Annotated in this window: 9 protein-coding genes and 1 pseudogene; 7 read left to right on the forward strand and 3 right to left on the reverse strand. The window is 66.5% G+C overall.

All coding sequences use genetic code 11. The features are described from left to right. The first annotated feature begins 2 nt into the window (after positions 1-2). Positions 3-614: a hypothetical protein gene (locus tag HZZ00_RS18970; RefSeq protein ID WP_180333307.1), complete on the forward strand. Its 612-nt coding sequence runs from the start codon at positions 3-5 to the stop codon at positions 612-614. Positions 615-2,116: 1,502 nt separating this feature from the next. On the opposite strand, the gene HZZ00_RS18975 is transcribed toward HZZ00_RS18970, so the two are convergent. Together HZZ00_RS18975 and HZZ00_RS39095 are read right to left on the reverse strand one after the other, a co-directional pair. Next, positions 2,117-2,650, reverse strand: coding sequence for a hypothetical protein (locus HZZ00_RS18975; RefSeq protein ID WP_180333308.1), 534 nt, complete (start codon positions 2,648-2,650; stop codon positions 2,117-2,119). A gap of 707 nt (positions 2,651-3,357) precedes the next feature. Next, positions 3,358-7,779: a LamG-like jellyroll fold domain-containing protein gene (locus tag HZZ00_RS39095; protein WP_265537343.1), complete on the reverse strand. Its 4,422-nt coding sequence runs from the start codon at positions 7,777-7,779 to the stop codon at positions 3,358-3,360. Positions 7,780-8,619: 840 nt separating this feature from the next. Here HZZ00_RS39095 and HZZ00_RS18990 point away from each other — a divergent pair. The 4 genes from HZZ00_RS18990 (at position 8,620) to HZZ00_RS39225 (ending at position 16,454) form a co-directional block, all read left to right on the forward strand. Beyond that, a complete protein-coding gene (locus HZZ00_RS18990) occupies positions 8,620-15,558 on the forward strand; it encodes a polymorphic toxin-type HINT domain-containing protein (RefSeq protein WP_180333309.1) in 6,939 nt (2,312 codons plus the stop codon). A gap of 11 nt (positions 15,559-15,569) precedes the next feature. After that, the gene (locus HZZ00_RS18995) at positions 15,570-15,896 is read left to right on the forward strand and encodes a hypothetical protein (protein WP_180333310.1); all 327 of its coding nucleotides are present in this window, start codon (positions 15,570-15,572) and stop codon (positions 15,894-15,896) included. Positions 15,897-16,162: 266 nt separating this feature from the next. Then, entirely contained in the window at positions 16,163-16,390 is a 228-nt protein-coding gene (locus tag HZZ00_RS39220; RefSeq protein ID WP_374028554.1) for a hypothetical protein, read from the forward strand. Beyond that, on the forward strand, positions 16,332-16,454 hold the full coding sequence (locus HZZ00_RS39225; RefSeq protein ID WP_374028538.1) for a hypothetical protein: 123 nt from the start codon (positions 16,332-16,334) through the stop codon (positions 16,452-16,454). The genes HZZ00_RS39220 and HZZ00_RS39225 overlap by 59 nt, the downstream gene beginning before the upstream one ends. Positions 16,455-16,624: 170 nt before the next feature. Here the strand turns inward: HZZ00_RS39225 and HZZ00_RS39100 are convergent. Beyond that, positions 16,625-16,792, reverse strand: a pseudogene (locus HZZ00_RS39100) (ISL3 family transposase); the annotation flags it as partial. 292 nt (positions 16,793-17,084) lie between these two features. Here HZZ00_RS39100 and HZZ00_RS19010 point away from each other — a divergent pair. Both HZZ00_RS19010 and HZZ00_RS19015 read left to right on the forward strand, forming a co-directional pair. Next, on the forward strand, positions 17,085-18,284 hold the full coding sequence (locus HZZ00_RS19010; protein ID WP_180333312.1) for an ABC-three component system protein: 1,200 nt from the start codon (positions 17,085-17,087) through the stop codon (positions 18,282-18,284). Between the two features lie 2 nt (positions 18,285-18,286). Beyond that, complete coding sequence (locus tag HZZ00_RS19015) at positions 18,287-18,763, forward strand: three component ABC system middle component (protein ID WP_180333313.1); 477 nt, start codon at positions 18,287-18,289, stop codon at positions 18,761-18,763. Positions 18,764-18,769 lie beyond the last annotated feature (6 nt).

Below are 18,769 nucleotides of genomic sequence, written 5' to 3' on the forward strand. Positions count from 1 at the left end.
GGATGGCTAAGCCGCTGACCGTGCCGGCCGTGTTGCGCGCGGCCATGGAGCTCGGTGCCGTCCCTTCCCAGGCTGAAGTGTCACGAAGGGGTGAGGTGCGCTGGGAGTCTCAAGGGCTGGCGTACCTCGGGTGGATCTCCAAAGACGCTGCGGGCATGCTGATCTGGCATATGAACGTGGGTGACGCCAAGTTCGGCTCGGCTCTGGAGAAGTACGGGCGCATGTCCGTCCCGATTCGCAGTTCAAGTAACGAGATGCCCTGGCCGCAGGCTATGGACAGCTCGCTGGAGGAGTTTCTTCGGGAGGGGTTGGGTCGAGCGGCTCGGTTCGTAGCTGACCGCACCGACCTTTGTGAGCTGCTTTCTTCATCCGAAGACGTACAGCGAGGCAACCTTTATGTCTGGCTTCCCGTAGCCAACTATCCAGCTCGCCTCGTGCAGGCTCTGGTGCTGGCGCGTGATATTGGTAACACTGACTTGGAGTCACGAATCCGGGGGCAGCTGGAACAAGGACCGATTCGCTTGTCGAACGGAAGGTCTATAGACGTTCTGACATCGGCCAAGGGATGGGCAAGTCGATATGCGAGTGCGCTGGGATTTGACATCGTGATCTAAAAACCATAAAGAGATGCAACCTAATGGCCTCCCTCCATGAGTTGCGTCTCGCAGGAAATGGGAGCCCCGCCGAAGGGATCTTTCGGCGGGGATCCTGTGGTGTTTGACGGCAACGCTGACGGCAACGTCAGCGGACGACGGCTGCGGCGGGTGGGTTGTCGGGGTCGTTGTCGGTCGGGTTGAGGGCGTTGCCGAGGGTGTCGATGGCTTGGAGTTGGAGGCGGAGTCGGACGTGGGCGTAGACGCCGGCGGTGACGCTGATGTGTGCGTGGCCGCCTGCCGCGGCAGCACCCCTCCCTGGTGCCGGCCGCGCACCAGCGGCCGCGGAGCGGCGTAGTGAGTGATCTGCCCCCGGGAGCTACGTAGCCGACCGCGACGCCACCGTCGTGGGCATACGCGGCCAGACCCCCTCCCGGTGCCAGCTCCTCGAACGAAGCCCCGATCTCAGGTGGGCTTGTGGTGGCCGGCCCGTTCAGCCTTGGGACGGATCCGGCACCCGAGGGTTGTCGATACGCGCCCCTCCATGGATCACCCCAGCGGCGATCGACCCGTTCTCGGCGTAGATGTCGGCGTTGCCGCCCACGGCCAGCCCGCCCGATCCGGCAACCGCGCCGCGGCGGAGCGTGCAGGGTATGTCGTCTCAGTTGCCTTGCAGCCTGATGGCCTTCTAGCAGGTCTCTGACCTGCGGTCCTGCAAGGAGTGAGAATGCGATCAGATGAGATCTAACCGGCTAAACAGTGCTCTGACCTGCAAGGTAGCAAGGATTGAGACGGGCCTGCAGTCCCATTGAGAGGGCTATAACACCGTGTCCTATCGTCCGGCCGAACGCTGTGGAAGCAGACCGCGGGCAGGGAGGCGAGCGTCGCGGAGGTGTCGTCGTCCTGGTCTGCTGTCATGTGGCGGACGTTGATACCTGCCTGGCAGCGGGCGGGGCTGATGGTGGCGTGCAGGCTGGTGAACAGGTCTGGGCGGATGAGCAGGTCCGCTCCCGCGACCACGGGCAGGAGTGGTTCAAAGCTTCCGTCGTGGACGAGGTGGCCTCGCCACTGGCGGCAGATGAGTGCTTCCCCTGCTGCGTCGCTGAGACTGAACCCGCAGATGCCGCCAGTGGGTTGGAGTCCAAGTGCCGCCACGACGCTGGCGGCGGGTGCAAGGACGTACGGGGGCAGGCCAGGGCCGCTGCGGCGCGGGGGCGCGTCGACCATGGGCGTGGCGCTGGCGTCGGTGAGGGCCACGAAGGCCTGGTCCGTGGTGCTGAGGTGCTTGGCTGCCGCTCCTGCCTGGGTGAGGGCGGGTGTCAGGCGCTGCAGCGGGCGGGTCCACAGTTGCCAGGGGGCCTGGGAGAGGGGCAGCGTGCCGGGGGGTGGATCGTCGTCGGCAGCTTCGAGACCGACGATGATCAGTACTTGGCGGGCGGGCTGGTCGGGGTAGCGGCGTGCGGGGGTGCGTTGCCGCTCGATCAGTCCGATCTGTATCCAGCCCGCGTGTGGCCCGTCGTCCACTAGGGCAAGGGCCCGGGCGGCTTCCGGCAGGGACCGCAGGTCCGCGACCGAAGCGAGACCGGGCGGCGGCCAGGGCTGTTGCTCCTGGTGGCTGTCGCTGAACCAGGGGCAGGATCGAGTGACCAGCGCAGCGCTCTGGGGCGTGTCAGGGGCCGGGGGATGCGGGCGAGTTCGCCGCGCAGGGCCGGGCGGGAGTCATCGCGCAGGCGTGCGGCCGTGCCGCGTTCGAAGGCCTGGGCGTTGACGAGGTGTCCGGCTTGGGCGAGCGCGGTACGCAGGCCTGCCGCGGCCTTTTGCAGGGCGTCTTCGGCGGTGGCCCGATCAGCGAGGTAGGCGTCGGGGAACCGGTTGCTGCTGGGGTGGGTCAGCAGGTTCAGTTGGGTGTGCATGAGCGGCTCGAGATGGCCGGGGATGGCTGCGGCCACGAGGTCGATGACGGCCTCACGCAGTCCGGGAGCAGGGCCGGCGGCGTCGATGCGGGCGCCCAGGTAGTGGTCGACGAGGTGGGCCGCATAGCGCCGGGGGTCTTTCATGCGCCCTCCTGTGTGCGGAGTTGGGCGGCGATGGTGTGGGCGAGTGTCGGATGGGCTGCGGTTGCCGGTGGGGAGGGCGGCTGGTGTCCGGCGAGGGTGAGGACGGCGGAGGCTTCCACCCGCACGGACAGCATGTCGCTGGTGCACAGGGCGACGAGCTGCTCATGCAGGGCGGCATCCAGGGGCCCTTCCGGCAGGTGACTGTGCAGGACGGTCAGGAGCCGCCCTCGGTGACGAGCGCCTGCTGGCGCCTATAGGCATGGACCCAGGCGGTTGGAGCGATGAGACGTATTGAAACTCGCCCTGCACGCTTTGAAAGAGGTAACGCATCATGGCGGCAAGCTCGGGCTGCTGCGCGACCTGTACCTGCGCGAAGGTGTCTGATTTCGGCGGTGGGCGATCTTGTCCTGCGGCGGGGGCACGGACGGCCGGATCGTCGATCCGGTGGCGTTCGTCGAGATCGATGATGTCGTGGGTCACCGGGTGCTTTGGCGTCCGTGAACTGAGCACGTGCGCCGGTACCCGGCTGGGGGCAGGACAGGTTCGACGGTACCGAGGGCAGTTCGTTTTCGTCTGGATGGTCAGAGCCCGTGAGCGTGGCCAAGGAGCGATGCTGATGGGGGCTACCGAGTGGTTCTTTCGGTGAGTTCATGTGTGCTGTGGCGGGGGCGCTGTGTGTTGTGCCCCCGCCTGTCAGGGGCTGGTGGTTATGAGGGGATCTGGTCGTAGAGGGCTGTTATTTGGTCGGTGTTGAGGGTGTAGTTCCAGGCTTGGATGTTGCTGAGTGTGCCAGGGAAGTAGTCGGTTTCGGTGCCGTTGTATTTGGCGCTGCCGATGGTGAAGGGTCCGGTTGATGTCCACGGGGTGATGCCGGTGATGGTTGCGGCGAGGGTGCCGTTGACGTAGAGGCGGCCGGTGTCGGTGGTGGCGTCGAAGGTGCCGACTAGGTGGGTCCAGGTGCCTGCGGTAGCCCCTGAGGCGTAGGCGATCTTGTTGGTGGGATCGGCGGTATCGGTCTGGGCGAAGCGCAGGGACCAGCCAGGTGTGCCGGTGTGGGTGGTGTCGTACTCGAGGGAGAAGGGGCTGTTCTGGTTGCCGTCCTGGGAAGCGATGGTTGCGTTGTGGGTGGGCAGCGAGGAGAGGTTTGCCCAGGCGGAGATGGAGTAGCTGCCGGTGGTGTCGAGTATCTGGCCGCCGGCGGTGGCGTTGCCGGTGCTGCCGTCGAGGGTGAGGGCTTGGCCGCGGGTGGAGTCGCTGGTCCAGGTGGTGGTGCCGTTCAGGGTGAGGGGGCTGGTGCCCACGCTGGAGTCGTTGACGGTGGACGGGGTGTCGGTGCGGGCGGTGTCGGCGGCCTGGGTGGAGTCGGGGCCGTCGTCGAGGGCCCAGGTGTCGTGCGGGGAGAGGATCGAGTCCGCTTCGGCGGCGTAGCCGGCGTTGGTCAGGTTGACGTGGTCGGTGGTTTCGGCTTTCGCGTTGAGCTTTTCTTCGCCTGTGGTTGGGTCGGTGACTGCTACGGCGCTGTCGAAGTCGGCGTAGTAGACGATGGGGAGGCCGGGGTCCCAGGGGTTGGCCTGGCTGTCGAGCCAGGCGTTGACGTCTTGGCGGTTGGTGTCGACGTCGGTGGTGCAGGGGTCGTTGGGTGTGGCGCCGTCTCCCGTGTAGCCCGCGCAGGGGGTGAGGGAGGTGAGGGTGGAGGTGATGCCCCAGCCCTGGAGCTGCTGGATGAGGGTCGTGTATCCGTTGGCTTCGAGGTCGTCGCTGCTGGCGCCGGAGAGAAGGTCTTCGAGGCCCTCGGTGACGGTGACGTTGCTGACGCCTGGTTGGTCGAGGATGTCGCGGTCGATGCGGGAGAGGACTGACGGGCCGCCGATGGCGTTGCCTTGGTAGGTCTGAGGGTTGTCGGTCATGAGGCTGTTGGATTCGATGCCTTCGGCGATGGTGCCGTAGGGGTGGGGTGTGGTGGGCTCGGCTGCGGCGAGGGCGTCGGAGACGCGGTTGCCGTTGGTGACGGGGTGGGTGTCGGGCTGGAAGGCGTCGATGAGGCCGTCACCGAGGACGGCCTGGGTGGGGGTGCCGGTGGAGGTGATGTCGAGGTTGGTGACGAGGTCGGTGTACCAGCCCTGCCATTGCTGGGCGAAGGGTGTGCCGGTGGTGTCGGTCGTCTTGTCGCCGGCTCCGGTGGCTGTGAGGTACTCGTAGGCGTTGTTGGCGAAGGAGTGCTGGACGAGGTAGGGGACGTCGTTGCTGAGCTGGTAGGAGACCAGCAGGTAGTGGCCCGCGGTGACGGAGAAGGGGAGGGGGTCGCTGTAGACGGATCCGCCTGCGGGGACGGTCACGCTCTGGCTGCCGCCGAATTTCAGCGTGGTCGGGGTGCCGGCGGGCAAGGGGGAAGGTGTGCCTGATCCGGAGTCGGTGGCGACGGTGGCGTGGCCGATGGACAGTTTGCTGGTGCCGAGCGCGTTGTCGAGCTTGACGCGCAGGGTGCTGCCGGACAGGGAGGGCTTCAGGGCGATGCGGAAGGTCTGGTTGGAGAAGTCGCCGCCCTGGAAGTTGTACTGACCCTCGGTGGGGTTGGCCCAGGCGCCGGTCCAGGACTGGCCAGAGGGGGCTGCGGCAGCGGTGCCGTTGGTCTGCGGGGTGGTGTGGGTGGTGTCGCGGGTGGCCATGGAGAAGATGTGCAGGCTCTGGATGTGGCTGCCGGCCTGCTCGCTGACATCGGGCAGGGTCACCGACGCCACGGTCTTCGACGGGTCGAGGGGGACCGAGAAGGCGTAGATGTTGTGGGCAGCGGTCTTGGTGGTGGTGGCCGTGTTCACGTGGGGAAGGGTGACGGCGGCGATACTGGTGTCGGCGTTGCTCCAGGCCGGCACGGTCAGGTAGTACGTCGCGGCGGAGCCGTCGGTGTACTTGACGGTGCCCTGGGCCGGGCAGGGGCCTTGTGGGTCGGTGCCGTCGAAGCAGTAGGTGCCGCTGACCCTCATACCTGCGGGCGTGTAAGGCGCGGTCTGGTCACCGTTGATGGCACCCGGGGTGGCGATGCTGGTGTAGCCAGAGGTGGCCAGGAACTCCAGCGCGTTGCCGGAGGCGCTGAAGGGGATGGTCTGATTCGCGGCGAGGACGTTGTCGGGCTGGCCTGAGCCGAAGGTGGGCAGCTGGAAGGTGGCGCCGTTGACGGTGACCTTTCCGCCGCTGGTCCAGCCTGCGTTGGTCATGTCGGTGGCCGAGAAGCTGTTGCCGTCGCCGTCGAGGTCGCCTTGGGCGGGGTTGGAGTCGGAGCTGATGCCGACGTTGTCGTAACAGTCGGCCAGGCTGGTGCAATCGGCGTGCGGGTAGTCGCCCTTGCTGCCGGTGGCCAGGAACGAGTAGCCCGTCGTGCCGGAGTCGTCGCCGGCGGCGTCAGCCGCGTAGACCCACAGGGTGTGGGGGCCGGGGGAGGGCGGAGTGACCGTCACTGTGGCGGACGTGCCGGAGGTGATCTTCTTGACCTCGGAGGCCGGGGGGTTGCTGGTGGCCGGCGGCACGTCGAGGGAGTACACGAACTCGGTGGGAGTGCTGCCCCCGCTGGCGGTCAGGGTGAAGTTACCTGCTGTACCGGCGGCGGATACGGCGGTGCCGCCGTTGTCGGTGTCCGGGTAGTTGCCGTCCGCGGAGGCGACGGTGGGTGCGTCCGGCGCGGTCGGTTCGGCGGTGAAGTGACAGGTGGGGGACTGGGTGAACGTGGTGGATGTCTGGCCGTCGGTGACTTCGGCCTGCCAGTCGACGGTGGTGCCGTCGGTCAGTGAGCTGACGAAGGACGCCGGGAGGCTGAAGGAGGCGGTGGAGCCGCTGGAGAGGTTGTCGCCGCTTTTGCCGGTGGCCTTGGTGCTGGACCCGTCGATCCAGTACTGGAAGGTGGCCTGCAGTTTGTCGCCGTCCTTGTCGGACACCTTGGCCCGCAGAACGGGCGGGGCGCTCGCCAGGGTCTTGCCCATGTACGGGTAGGGGGCGGTGGTGTCGCATGCGGCGATGTTGGATCCGGAGGCGGCGGACATGCCGGAGGCGCTGGGGACGGCGGGGGTGGTGTCGTACTCGATCTGGAGCGCGGGGTTGTGGGAGAAGCGGGAGAAGCCGCCGCTGAGGTGGCTGGACTCGGCGCTGTCCTCGGCCAGTGTCGCGGTGAACGAGGTGGAGTGTCCGGAGGCGGCGCTCTTGATCGGGCTGAGTACGCTCAGGCCCTTGGACACGTTGCCCTGCGACGGGCACAGGCTGGGGTTCCAGGCGCGCCCGAAGGCGGCGGAGGTGGAGTAGCTGTTGTACTTGGGGCGGTTGTTCCAGTCTGTGCCCGAGCCGATTCCGCCGGAGGCGTGCAGGTTGACGGTGTAGTCGCCCGAGCAGGAGGCGGAGTAGACCTCGGTGGCCTCGACGGTGGCGCTGTTGATCGTGGCCCCGAAGATGGTCGACGACAGCTTCCACTGGTAGATGGCGTGCTCGTCACCCGTGCCGCAGGTGCCCTCCGGCCAGGCGTTGTAGCCGACGCCGAGGCGTCCGCCGTCCGCGTCGGTGCCGGAGTCGTTGTAGAACGTGCCGCTCGGGCAGCCCTGCTTGACCTCGTCGAACGCGGGCGCCGCCGGATCGTAGGGGTGCCAGTTGAACGTGGGGTCGATGTAGACGGGGTAGACGGTCGAACGCGACGACAGCAGGCGGGTATCCGGCTTGAGCAGCAGGGCGGACGACGTGGTGCTCGTGTGCACGGGTGCGACGCGCGCCGCCAGGCCCGGGTGAGAGGTGTCGGACGGGTCTGCCGCGACCTTTGCGGAGACCGCCTTGCGGGGAGCGGGCAACTTGGTGTTGGAGTCCCACATCTGTGGAGTGGCGGCCGTCATGAGCTCCCGGCCCTGCCGGTCACGCACGGCCAGGCCCGAACTGCCGGCGGCTGTGAGCCGGCCACCGTTCACCGATGCCTTGAGCGTGAGATTGCGTACGGCAGGATTCTTCGCGGCCGCACCGGACTTGACGACCAGGGTGTCGGTGAATCCACCGCTTGTGGTGGCGGCGACCACGAGGTCAACGGACGGGAAGACCGAGCGATAGGTGGCCGTCGTACCGTCGATGACGGGCGCCGGGAGCGGGGCGGGCCACTTCACGGTCATGGCGACGCCGTGATAACGGCTGGCGGCCAGGGTAGTGGTGCCGCCACCGGAGAACGACACGCTGCCGTACGCGGTCGCCGCTGGACTCCACGACCCCGAAGGCGTCTTGCGCAGACCGGTGTTCACTGCGACCCAGCGGCCGCTTTGCCGAGTGCGGACGGGCTCGGGAGTGGTGGTGAGAGCAAAGCCTCCGTCCGGCTGGGCCGTGACCTGCTGCACGGGTGTGGTCAGCGCCATCACCAAGACCGGCTTGCCTGAGGACTGCGCCTGTTTGGCCGCGGCCTGCATGGCCTGCTGCTCATCGCCTGTCGGGCCGTAACCGTCGGACAGGACAGGAGTGTCGGGGGAAGCCGGCGGCTGACTGGTGACTGGCGCGGGCTGACCGGAGGAGTAGTTCGCCGTGGTCCCGGAAAGAGCTGGCGGCACGGCGGCGATCGCGGGTGCCGTCGAGGCGGCGAGGGCCAGGGCGAGCACGCCGCCCACAACGGCGGCCCTCGGGATAGGCGCTGGACGAGGTCTTCCATGTCTGCGGTGGCCTGCGTGCCAGAAAGTCACGGCATCTCCTGTGGTTCACGGGCCGGTGATCACCGGGCCGCGTCGACGCTAGAAGCACGCGGGCACGCAAGCCAGAGGGGCCATGGACGAGAGGAGATAGTTCCGCATCATGTGACCAAAATGTGCATGCCATGTGCAGGCAAATAGTTGGTCAGTCCTTCTTTGTGATCAGCAAGTGCGCACTTGTGACTGGTACTTACTGTTCCGGTTGCATGATCGCGACGAAGAGTGAGAGGCAGTCACGTGAGACGGGACGGGCGTGTGCGCAAATCCGGAAGACCCAGCGTGCTCATAGCCGGGACCTTCAGGCACGCACTGCCGCGTGCCTGGGTCGCCCTCTTCACTGCCCTTGCCCTGTGCGCCGGCTTGCTGCAAGCCGTCGCGACACCTGCTGCCGCGGCAGCACATAAGCCGCCAACACCGCAACGCAGCAAGCCTGTGCCGGTCCACCCGGTGCGTTCCCACTACCCGCACCCCAAGAAGATGCCGGCGTTCCATCCGGGAACCGTCTCGTGGCCATCCGGCTCCGCCACGGTCACGCTGCCGACGGCCGGTGACAAACCGCAGGACAAGGCATCACCCTCACACGGCGACAAGGCGAGTGAGCGGTCATCCGTGCGCGCCGGCTCGCTGCCCGTCTGGCTTGGGCCTGCCACCCACCACACCCGAACCGAGAAATCCACGTCCGGACAGCAGGCCCGAGTTCCGGCCCCCTCAAGCGTCGATGTCCGCCTCGGATCCCGGGCCGCGGCAAAGGCCGTCGGCATCAACGGCGTTCTCCTCGAACTGAGCCACCCCAAGGACACCACGCAGAAGGCCCAAACCGCGCTGACGCTGGACTACAGCGCCTTCACCGACGCCTTCGGCGGTGACTGGGCCTCCCGCCTTCACTTCGTGTCGCTTCTCGCCTGCGCACTGACCACACCCACGAAGCCGACCTGCCGCAAGCAGACGCCGCTCCACTCCAGCGACAACGCCAGAACACACAAGCTCACCGCCGATGTCACCCTCACGGCGGCGAACGGCGCGGCCGCCACAGCACAACAGGCGACCACGCTGATCGCCGCCGTCTCCTCCACCAGCGGCGGCGGCGGCGACTTCTCCGCCACCTCCCTCAACCCCTCCAGCCAGTGGCAGGCAGGCGGCAGCGCGGACGCCTTCACCTGGTCCTACCCGATCTCCGTACCGAACGTTCCCGGCGGCCTCAAGCCGACCGTCGCCCTGAACTACGACTCCCAGTCCCAGGACGGCCTGACCTCCTCCACCAACAACCAGGCCTCGGTGATCGGCGATGGCTTCGACTACAGCCCCGGTTTCATCGAGCGCTCCTACCAGTCCTGCGACCAGAACCCCGCCGGCACGACGAAGACCAACGACAACTGCTGGTCAGACAAGAACACGCTCACCATGTCCCTGGCAGGCGCGTCCTCCGTCCTGGTCAAGGACGATGCAACCGGCGCCTGGCACCCGCAAAACGATGCAAACGAACGCGTCCAGTTGAAGACCGGCGGGCCCAACGACGACAACGACGGCGAGTACTGGGTCGTCACCACCGACGACGGCACGCAGTACTACTTCGGGCTCAACCAACTGCCCGGCTACGCCTCCGGAGACACGACCACCAACTCGGTGTGGACCGAGCCCGTCTACGCCACCGCCTCGGGACAGCCCTGCTACAACGCCACCTTCGCCAACTCCTGGTGCCAGCAGGCATACCGGTGGAACCTCGACTACGTCGTCGACACCCACAAGGACACCATGTCTTATTGGTACACCAAGGACACGGCCTACTACGCGCGCGACAACGGAACCACGGCCAACACCCCCTACACCCGCGACGGCTACCTGACCAAGATCACCTACGGCCAGCAGGACGGCACGGTCTACACCACCTCACCCGCCGCCCAGGTTCTGTTCACAGTGAAGGGGCGCTGCAACACCTCCACCACGGGCTGCGACACCTCCACCCTGACAACCTCGACGGCAAGCAACTGGCCGGACGTTCCCTACGACCTCTACTGCGCACAGAACGCCTCCTGCTCCGTCACCGCACCAACCTTCTGGTCGGAGGAGGAACTCACCGGCATCCAAACCCAGGTACTGGTCGGGACCACGGAAACGAACGTCGACTCCTACGCCCTGGCCCACACCTTCCCCGCGACCGGAGACGCCACCACCCCCGCACTGTGGCTGTCATCGATCACCCGCACCGGCCAGGACACCGGCGGCGGCGGGCCCACCACACCGGTGAGCATGCCACCCGTCACCCTCACCGGCACGCCGCTGTCCAACCGCGTCGACGTAACCGACGGCTATCCGCCCATCACCCGGCAGCGGCTGAACACCGTCATCACCGAAACCGGCGAGAAGATCGACGTCGCCTACTCCTCGGCGGCCTGCGGCACCAGCACGCCCAGCGACGACAGCACCAACACAAAACTGTGCTATCCGGCCTACTGGATCCCCACCGGGCAGACCGACCCGATCAAGGACTACTTCAACAAGTACATCGTCACCGGCGTCACCCAGGAAGACCCCGCCCTCAAGAACGCCGACGGTGTCACGCTCGGCGTTAACGACACCATCGCCACGCACTACACCCCTGTCGGGACACCTGCCTGGCACTATGACGACAACCCGCTCACACCGGACAAGCAGCGCACCTGGAATCAGTTCCGCGGCTTCGAAGGCATGAAGGTGACCGTCGGCACCGCACCCGACCCGGTCACCGAAACCGACTACACCTACTTCCGCGGCCTGGACGGCGACACACTCCCCAGCGGGGCCACCCGCTCGGCCACCGTCACCGACAGCCGCGGCGATCCCGCTGTCAAGGACCTGAACCAATACGCGGGCACACTGTACGAAGCCGTCCAGTACAACGGGGCCGACACCGGCAAGGTCGTCACCGACACCATCACAGACCCGTGGACCTCCACCGCACAGGCCACCCAGAAACTTGGCGACAGCCTCCCCGATAACCAGGCTTTCCTCACCGGCCAAAGCAGAGAACGGGTCTACACCCCGCTGGCCGACGGCTCCACCCGCGAGACCGAGACCGACTACAAGCACGACGACCAGGGCCGCATCACCAAGACCGACGACCTCGGCGACGTCTCCACCGCCGACGACGATCAGTGCGCCACCGTCACCTACGACGACAACACCAGCGCCTGGATCCTCGACAAGCCGGACGAGAACGTCACCGTCTCGACCGACTGTGACACCACTCCCATCGTCCCCGACGACGTGGTCTCCGACACCCGCACCTTCTACGACGGCTCCACCACCTTCGGCGCGCCACCGTCGACAGGGGATGTCACGATGACGCAGAACGCGTCCTCGTACACCGGCAGCACCCCCACCTTCACCACCATGTCGACGGTCACGAAGGTCGACGAGTACGGCCGGGCGCTGAGCATGACCGATGCGGACAACCGCACGACCACCACCGCGTACACCCCCGCCACAGGCGCCGCACCCACCCAGGTCAAGACGACCGACCCGATGAGCCTGGCCACCACAACCAGCTACGACCCGGCCCGCGGCCTGGCACTGCAGACCACCGACCCGGCCGGCTACATCACCAAACACCAGTACGACACCCTCGGTCGCACCACTGCCGACTTCAAACCGGGCATCACACTCGCCTACGACAAGTACAGCTACACCGTCTCGAACAGCGCACCCTCCGTGGTGACGACACAGACACTCAACGACGACCAGTCCTACCGCAGCAGCGAAACGATCTACGACGCGATGCTGCGGGAGTTCGAGACCCAGTCGGCCACCATGGACGGCGGGGTGGACATCACCGACACCGTCTACAACACCGACGGCCTCAAAGCGAAGACCAGCGACCCCTACTACGCGAAACTTGCGCTCTCTCCGACTCCGGTCTTCGCCCAGTCCGGAGACGTACCGTCCGAGACCGGCTACCTCTACGACGGAGCCGGCCGCCAGACGGCAGCCATCTCCTACGCGCGCGGCAACGAGACCTGGCGCACCACCACCAGCTACGGCGGCAACGTCACCACAACCGTCCCGCCCAAGGGCGCCACCGCCCAGTCCACCTTCACAGACGCCCGCGGCAACACCACCGACCTGCGCCAGTACCACACGGGCGTCACCCCGGACCCCACGGACAAGAACACCGCCGACTACACGGACACGACCTACAGCTACGACCCGAGCGGCAACCAGACCGGCGAGAAGGACGCCGCGGGCAACTCCTGGTCCTGGAAATACGACCTGCTCGGCAACCAGATCAAGGCCATAGACCCGGACACCGGAACCACCACCTCCACCTACGACAACGCCGGCCAGCTGCTCACCCGGACCGACGCCCGCGGCAAGCAGATCACCTACCAGTACGACGCCGACGGCCGGAAGAAGGCCACCTACGACACCACAGGCGGCGTCACACCCGCTGCAGGCAACCAGACCGCTGCATGGACGTACGACACCCTGAAAAAGGGCATGCCGACATCGTCCACGTCGTACCAGAAGGGCACCACCAGCCCCTCGGTCACCGACACCATCCTCAGCTACAACCTCTTGGGCCTGCCCGGCAGCCAACGCGAAACCCTTGCCAACCTGCCCGCCGACGAAGCGGCCCTGGAACCCTCCGGCGGATACGTCTCCACCACGGGCTACACCCCCGTCGCAGGCCTGCAATCCTCCCAGACCTACCCCGCCATCGGCTCACTCGCCGCCGAGAACGTGACCTACGGCCACGACAAGTACGGCGACCCGACCAGCGCCTCGGGCAACACCGGCGCCGGTACCGACTGGTCCTACGTGGCAGCGGTCGGCTACGACAACTTCGGCAAACCGCTGCAGTACACCATGGGCGGCGGAGACAACGCCGTCTACCTCACCCTGCACTACGACGAACAGACCCAGCGGCTCACCGACGCCAAAACCACCGACGCCGCCTCCCCCACGGTGATCGACGACACCAGCTACTCCTACGGCAGCAGCGACCCCACCACCGGCCGTGTCTCGGCCGGCGCTGGACTGGTCACCTCCGCCACGGACAAGCAGGACGACGGCACGACCACCGACACCCAGTGCTACACCTACGACTACGCCACCCGCCTCGCCCAAGCCTGGACCGCCACCGACCAGTGCTCCCAGGTCCCGAGCCCGGGAGACAGCTCCACCGTCGGCGGCCCCCAGCCCTACTGGCAGTCCTGGACCTACGACGCGGCCGGCGACCGCAAGACCCAGACCGATCACGACACCGGCGGCAACACTGCCGACGACACCACCACCACCTACAACTACCCCGACCAGGGCTCGGACTCCGACCAGCCGCACACCCTGACCAGCACCACCGCGACCGGACCCGGCGCCACAGCCCAGACGGAAAGCCTGACCTACGACAACTCCGGCAACGAGTCAACCGTCACCAGCCAGGCCGGCACCCAGTCCATGACCTGGGACGACAAGGGCAACCTCGCGTCCGTCTCCGACACCGCCACCGGCGGCACCACCAACTACCTCTACGACACCGACGGCAACCTCGTCCTGCGCACCGACCCCGGACAAGCCACCCTCTTCGTCGACGGCGACCAGATCGTCGAGAACACCTCCACCCAGGCCATCACCGGCACCCGCTACATCACCCTGGGCGGCACCACCGTCGCCGAACACTCCAGCAACGGCGACATCCAATACCTCATCCCCGACCGGCAAGGCACCGACACCCTCGCCATCGACTACCAGACCTACGCCGTCACCCGCCGCGCCTACCTGCCCTTCGGCCAGGACCGCGGCACCCCGCCCAAGACCTGGCCCGGCGGAGACAACGGCTATATCGGCGGCACCCCCGACACCTCAACCGGCCTGGAGAACCTCGGCGCCCGCGAATACGACGCCACCACAGGCCGTTTCATCTCCGCCGACCCGGTCCTGGAGACCGCCGACCCCGCCCAGCTCGGCGGCTACGACTACTCCGGCAACGACCCCGTCACCAACTCCGACCCCACCGGCCAGATGCTCGTCGACCCGCAGTTCGGGTCCTTCGGGAACGCGCATGTTCTCCAGGACTGGATGCACGACGAGGGATTCACCGACAGTCACGGAAAATCCACAAGGAAGTACAAGAACTACCTGAGTGACTACAACCGGGACTGGGACGCCTACTACTACCAAGTGACGCATCCGAAGCCGAAGCCCAAGGCGCCCGCCAAGAAGAAGTCGTCCGGCAGCAGTTGGAAGACCTATCTCAAGGAGGCCGGCAAGGTCCTCTACGACTACTCGGGCGCGAAGGACGTCGTCGGATGCGCGACGAACCCCAGCCTCAGCGGATGCGTCAAAGCAGGAGTTCTCGCTGCTGCATTCGTCTTCACTGGAGGGGAGGACGAACTCGAAGTTGCGGCACTGGAAGCAGCAGAAGACGATGGGGCGTCTATTGCCGCGAGAGCAGGCGAAACGTGTGAGAAAGGGGCTCTCCACAGTTTCATCGGCTCCACGCCAGTCCTGAAAACAGACGGCCACAGCGAGCCCATCAAAAACATCAAGGCCGGAGACAAGGTCGAAGCCACTGACCCCCAAACCGGGACCACCGCAGCCCGCACCGTCGAACGCGTCATCAAGACCACAACAGACCGCGAATTCACCAGCCTGACCATCCGGGCGGCGACCAAGGCCGGCAAGAACCAGACCAAGACCACCAGCGCGACACTCACCACCACCTGGCACCACCCCTTCTGGAACGCCACCACAGGCAAGTGGGTTGACGCCTCCCGCCTCACCCCGGGCACACGCCTCCGCGAATCCGACGGCACCTACGCCACGATCATCAAGGTCCGCAACTACCACAGCACCGCCACCACGTATGACCTCACCATCGCTGGCCTCCACACGTACTATGTACTCGCTGGCAACACCCCAGTGCTCGTGCATAACTCTCTGAGTTGTGATGAAGTCAGCCCCAATGGCTGGCCAAAGCCCACCATGGATAACTGCAAGGAGTGTGCGCAGAAGATCCAGGACAGGATCGGCGGGCAGATCCACCGTGTTAAGGATAGTGAGGGGGCTCCTGGCCTCGGCCCCTCAACGAATGACCCGAATGGCTCATGGACTGAGCATTATGTCGTAATCAAAGATGGGACGGCTTACGACGCATTCACTGGGCCAGATGGACTGCCTATGGATCAATATCGGGCCCAGTGGCAGTATGGCGATTACCTCTCCTTCAGTCCATATAATCCCTGAAGGGTGATCGAGTGAATCTGAAACAACTCTGTGATCATCTGCAGAATCGGCGCAGGATGTACCTCCCTAATGACAGGTACTCAACGGCTGTTTCCTTCATTGAGGGGTTCAATGTCGCATTGGACGGCAAGCCTTTGAAGGGGTTCCAGCGCTGGCTTGCCGAACGAATTCGCGGGGGTGAGTCGAATCTTCATTGGGCGTACCTCGTGGCATCTGTGCGGATGCCGGAAGTGCTCGAAGGCGGGCTTTCTCTCGATCAGGTTCCATCCGATCTAGAAGAGCAACTGATTGATGATTTGCTGCGACTGATCGGCGAATTCTTGGCGCTGCCTTCGTAGAAGCTGCCGCAGGGAGATCACGAAAGGTAAGGCCCCGTCGGAGGAGTTCCGTGGGCCCTCGGGGTGTCTGACGGCAGTAGTCGACGGCAACGTCAGCGGACGGGTGCTGCACAAAGGGGTGGTTCGTCGCCGCCGTCGGGTCGGGTGGCGGGGGCCCTATCTCTTTCGTCAAGCCGGGTGAGGATGGTCGGCGTGACAGATCAGGATCGGTTGGGCGGGCCGCGGTGCACTATGCGGCTGGGGGCGGAGATGTGGACGGCCTGAGGGTGCTGTTGGCTGAGGTCGCCGACCCGGGGGCTGTCGATGCCGGGGGTTGGACTCCGCGGCATTTTGCTGCTCAGGCGCAGGTGCCCGCTGCCGTCGAAATCCTGCTGGCTGCGGTGCGGTGCGGTCGATGTCGTGGACCGTCATGGCAATACGCCGTTGTGGGGGGCGGTGTTCTGTTCGCGGGGCGAAGGCGGGACGATTCGGCTGCTTCTGGAAGCCGGTGCTGACCCTGACCGGCACAACGTTCATGGCGTGAGGTCGAGGGCGCTGGCGGGGCGGATCGCCAACTAGGAGGTGGCTGTTCACCTTCCGGCTGGGGACGACACTTCCTCCTGGACGCCGTCTGGCGTGGCTGGCTGGGGTTCGTAGAAGGTGCCGTCGCGGAGCATGGCGAAGAGGACGTCGGCCCGGCGTCGAGCGAGGCAGACGAGCCAGGCCGGCAGGCTGGATGCCTCCTTGTCCGGCAGCAGGTCGACGGGGCGGCGGGTCCCGATGTCGACGAGGACGGTGCCGTAGTGGCGACCCTTGCGCGTGGCGTGCTCGTCGACACCGATCACCCGCGGCGCGGCCGCCTCGGCTTCGGGAAGGGCGTCGACCAGTCGGAGCACCGTGCTGCGACTGACGGACACCCCGAGAACGCGGGCGAAGCGGGCTTCGGCAGTCAGCCAGTCCGGCGAGGAAACCCCAGCAAGGCCGAGAGGTTTGACAGGATCGAGGCACGCGGGCGCACGTTGGGTACCTGTGTAAGAGGTGCTAGGTTACGCCGACAGGGGAGCGGGGGCCCGGTTCGTGCTAATTCGCTGACGCCTGCGCACCGTATTCGCGCGGTCGTCACAGCCGGCAAGCCGGCCGCCGTCGATACAGGTCCGACCGCAAGTGGGGAACGTGGCGCAAGCAGGGTCGCATTCGGCGGCAGGCCAGATGACCGGATACCTCTACCAGTGCGAACTGGCCCTGCTGGAACTCGCCGAGCGCAGCTGGGACGACATCACCGTCGAAGTCCGCATGGAAGTCCTCGATGACATCGAGTTCCTGTACCAGCAGAGCCCTGATCCGTTCGTACTGCTGCAGTCCAAGCACCGTGAGCGTGCCGGGCGTCTGAGCGAGACGGGCAAGGACTTCTGGCGCTCGGTCGCCTCCTGGATCGACGCCTTGACCGCGCTGGGCTGTCTGACCGGCGGGACCATGCCGCTGCTGCGCCTGGTCACCACCCAGGTCGCAGCCCAAGGCACATTCCTCCACCAGCTCCGCCCCGGCACCGGGCGATCCGTGGACGACGCCCTGGCCGGCATGGAAAAGGTCGCGCAGGCGGCCGAGCCCGGCAACACTGCGGTCGACCGGAAGAAATTCACCGACCTCACCCCCGCACAGCGCTACCGGCTCGTCTCCGCCATAGAGATCAACGACGCGTCGCCGGTGATGTCAGACCTCGACTCTAAGCTGGCCCGCGCACTGGGGATCAGGCCTGGCCAGCACGCCCGCGCCATCCTCGACGACATCAAGGGGTGGTGGTACGGCATGGCCGTGGAGTTGCTGGACCGGAACCGGAGCCGGGCCTCGGTGACCGCCCAGGAACTGCAGTGCCGACTGGAGGAGACCCTCGACCGGTTCACAGGGAAGAACCTGCCCATCACCGAGACGCTGCGGCGCCTTACCGAAGCCGAGATCGCCGCCTATAGCAACGACCTGGTGGTTGCCCAGATGCGGTGGATCGGCCTGAAGGACCGCACCATCGCCAGCAACCTGCGCGACTACCACTACGCCCGTGCCCAGCGCTCCGCATGGCTGCGCGACTTCACGATCACCGAACAAGCCCTCGGCGACTACGAGAGGCTTCTGTGGGACGAGTGGGACCACGTCTTCACCCGCCACACGGACGAGGTCGAGGACGACACCCCCGCCGCCGAACGCAAGGCCGTCGGCAAACGCGTCCTGGACGACTCCATGGACAAGGCTGCCGTTATCCCCGCCCGCCCCGGCAGCACCACCGAGAGCTGGATCGGACGCGGCACCCTCCACAGCCTCGCCAGCCGAACCCACGCCGAGGAGGGTGAATCGGTCGGCTGGCACCCCGACTATCCCGACCTGTGCAAGAACCACAACGAGCAGCCAGGCCAGTGACCATGACCAACCACCGCGTTCCCGAAGCCCGGGCTCTGCTCAACGCCGCCTTCGGCGCCTACCTCCTGGCGACCAGCGTCCACGCCGCGACCAAGAAGGCCAACCGCCCCTTGCCCTGGCCCAGCGCCTTCCTGGTGCTGCCCCTGGTGCTGCCAACCGACACCCGCAAGGACCTGCCCACCCAGGCCGTCTACTCGATGTCCGCCTGGCTTACCGAACACCCCCAGCACCAGGCTGCATTCGCCCCGCGGGCCGCCGCCCTGACCGACTACACCCGCGCCAGCCTGCGCACCGCTGTACGCCACCACGCCATCGAGGTCACCGCGGCAGGGCTGCACTGTCCCCGCACGCCAAAGGCCGCCTCGCAAGCCCCGAACGAGGAAGTCGCGGACTGCGCCCGCCGTGCCGGCCTCGTCGGCCGCTGGCTCGCCGTCGTCGAGCCCGCCCTCGCTTTCAACCTCCTCGGCGTCCGCCCCTGACCACCT

It is taken from the genome of Streptomyces sp. NEAU-sy36 (assembly GCF_013423905.1).
In the GTDB taxonomy this organism is placed as follows: domain Bacteria; phylum Actinomycetota; class Actinomycetes; order Streptomycetales; family Streptomycetaceae; genus Streptomyces; species Streptomyces misionensis.

Coding starts and splice junctions, on each gene's coding strand:
- HZZ00_RS18970 (WP_180333307.1), top strand. CDS start 3: ATGGCTAAGCCGCTGACCGTGCCGGCCGTGTTGCGCGCGGCCATGGAG.
- HZZ00_RS19010 (WP_180333312.1), top strand. CDS start 17,085: ATGACCGGATACCTCTACCAGTGCGAACTGGCCCTGCTGGAACTCGCC.
- HZZ00_RS19015 (WP_180333313.1), top strand. CDS start 18,287: ATGACCAACCACCGCGTTCCCGAAGCCCGGGCTCTGCTCAACGCCGCC.
- HZZ00_RS18975 (WP_180333308.1), bottom strand. CDS start 2,650: ATGAAAGACCCCCGGCGCTATGCGGCCCACCTCGTCGACCACTACCTG.
- HZZ00_RS39095 (WP_265537343.1), bottom strand. CDS start 7,779: ATGACCGTGAAGTGGCCCGCCCCGCTCCCGGCGCCCGTCATCGACGGT.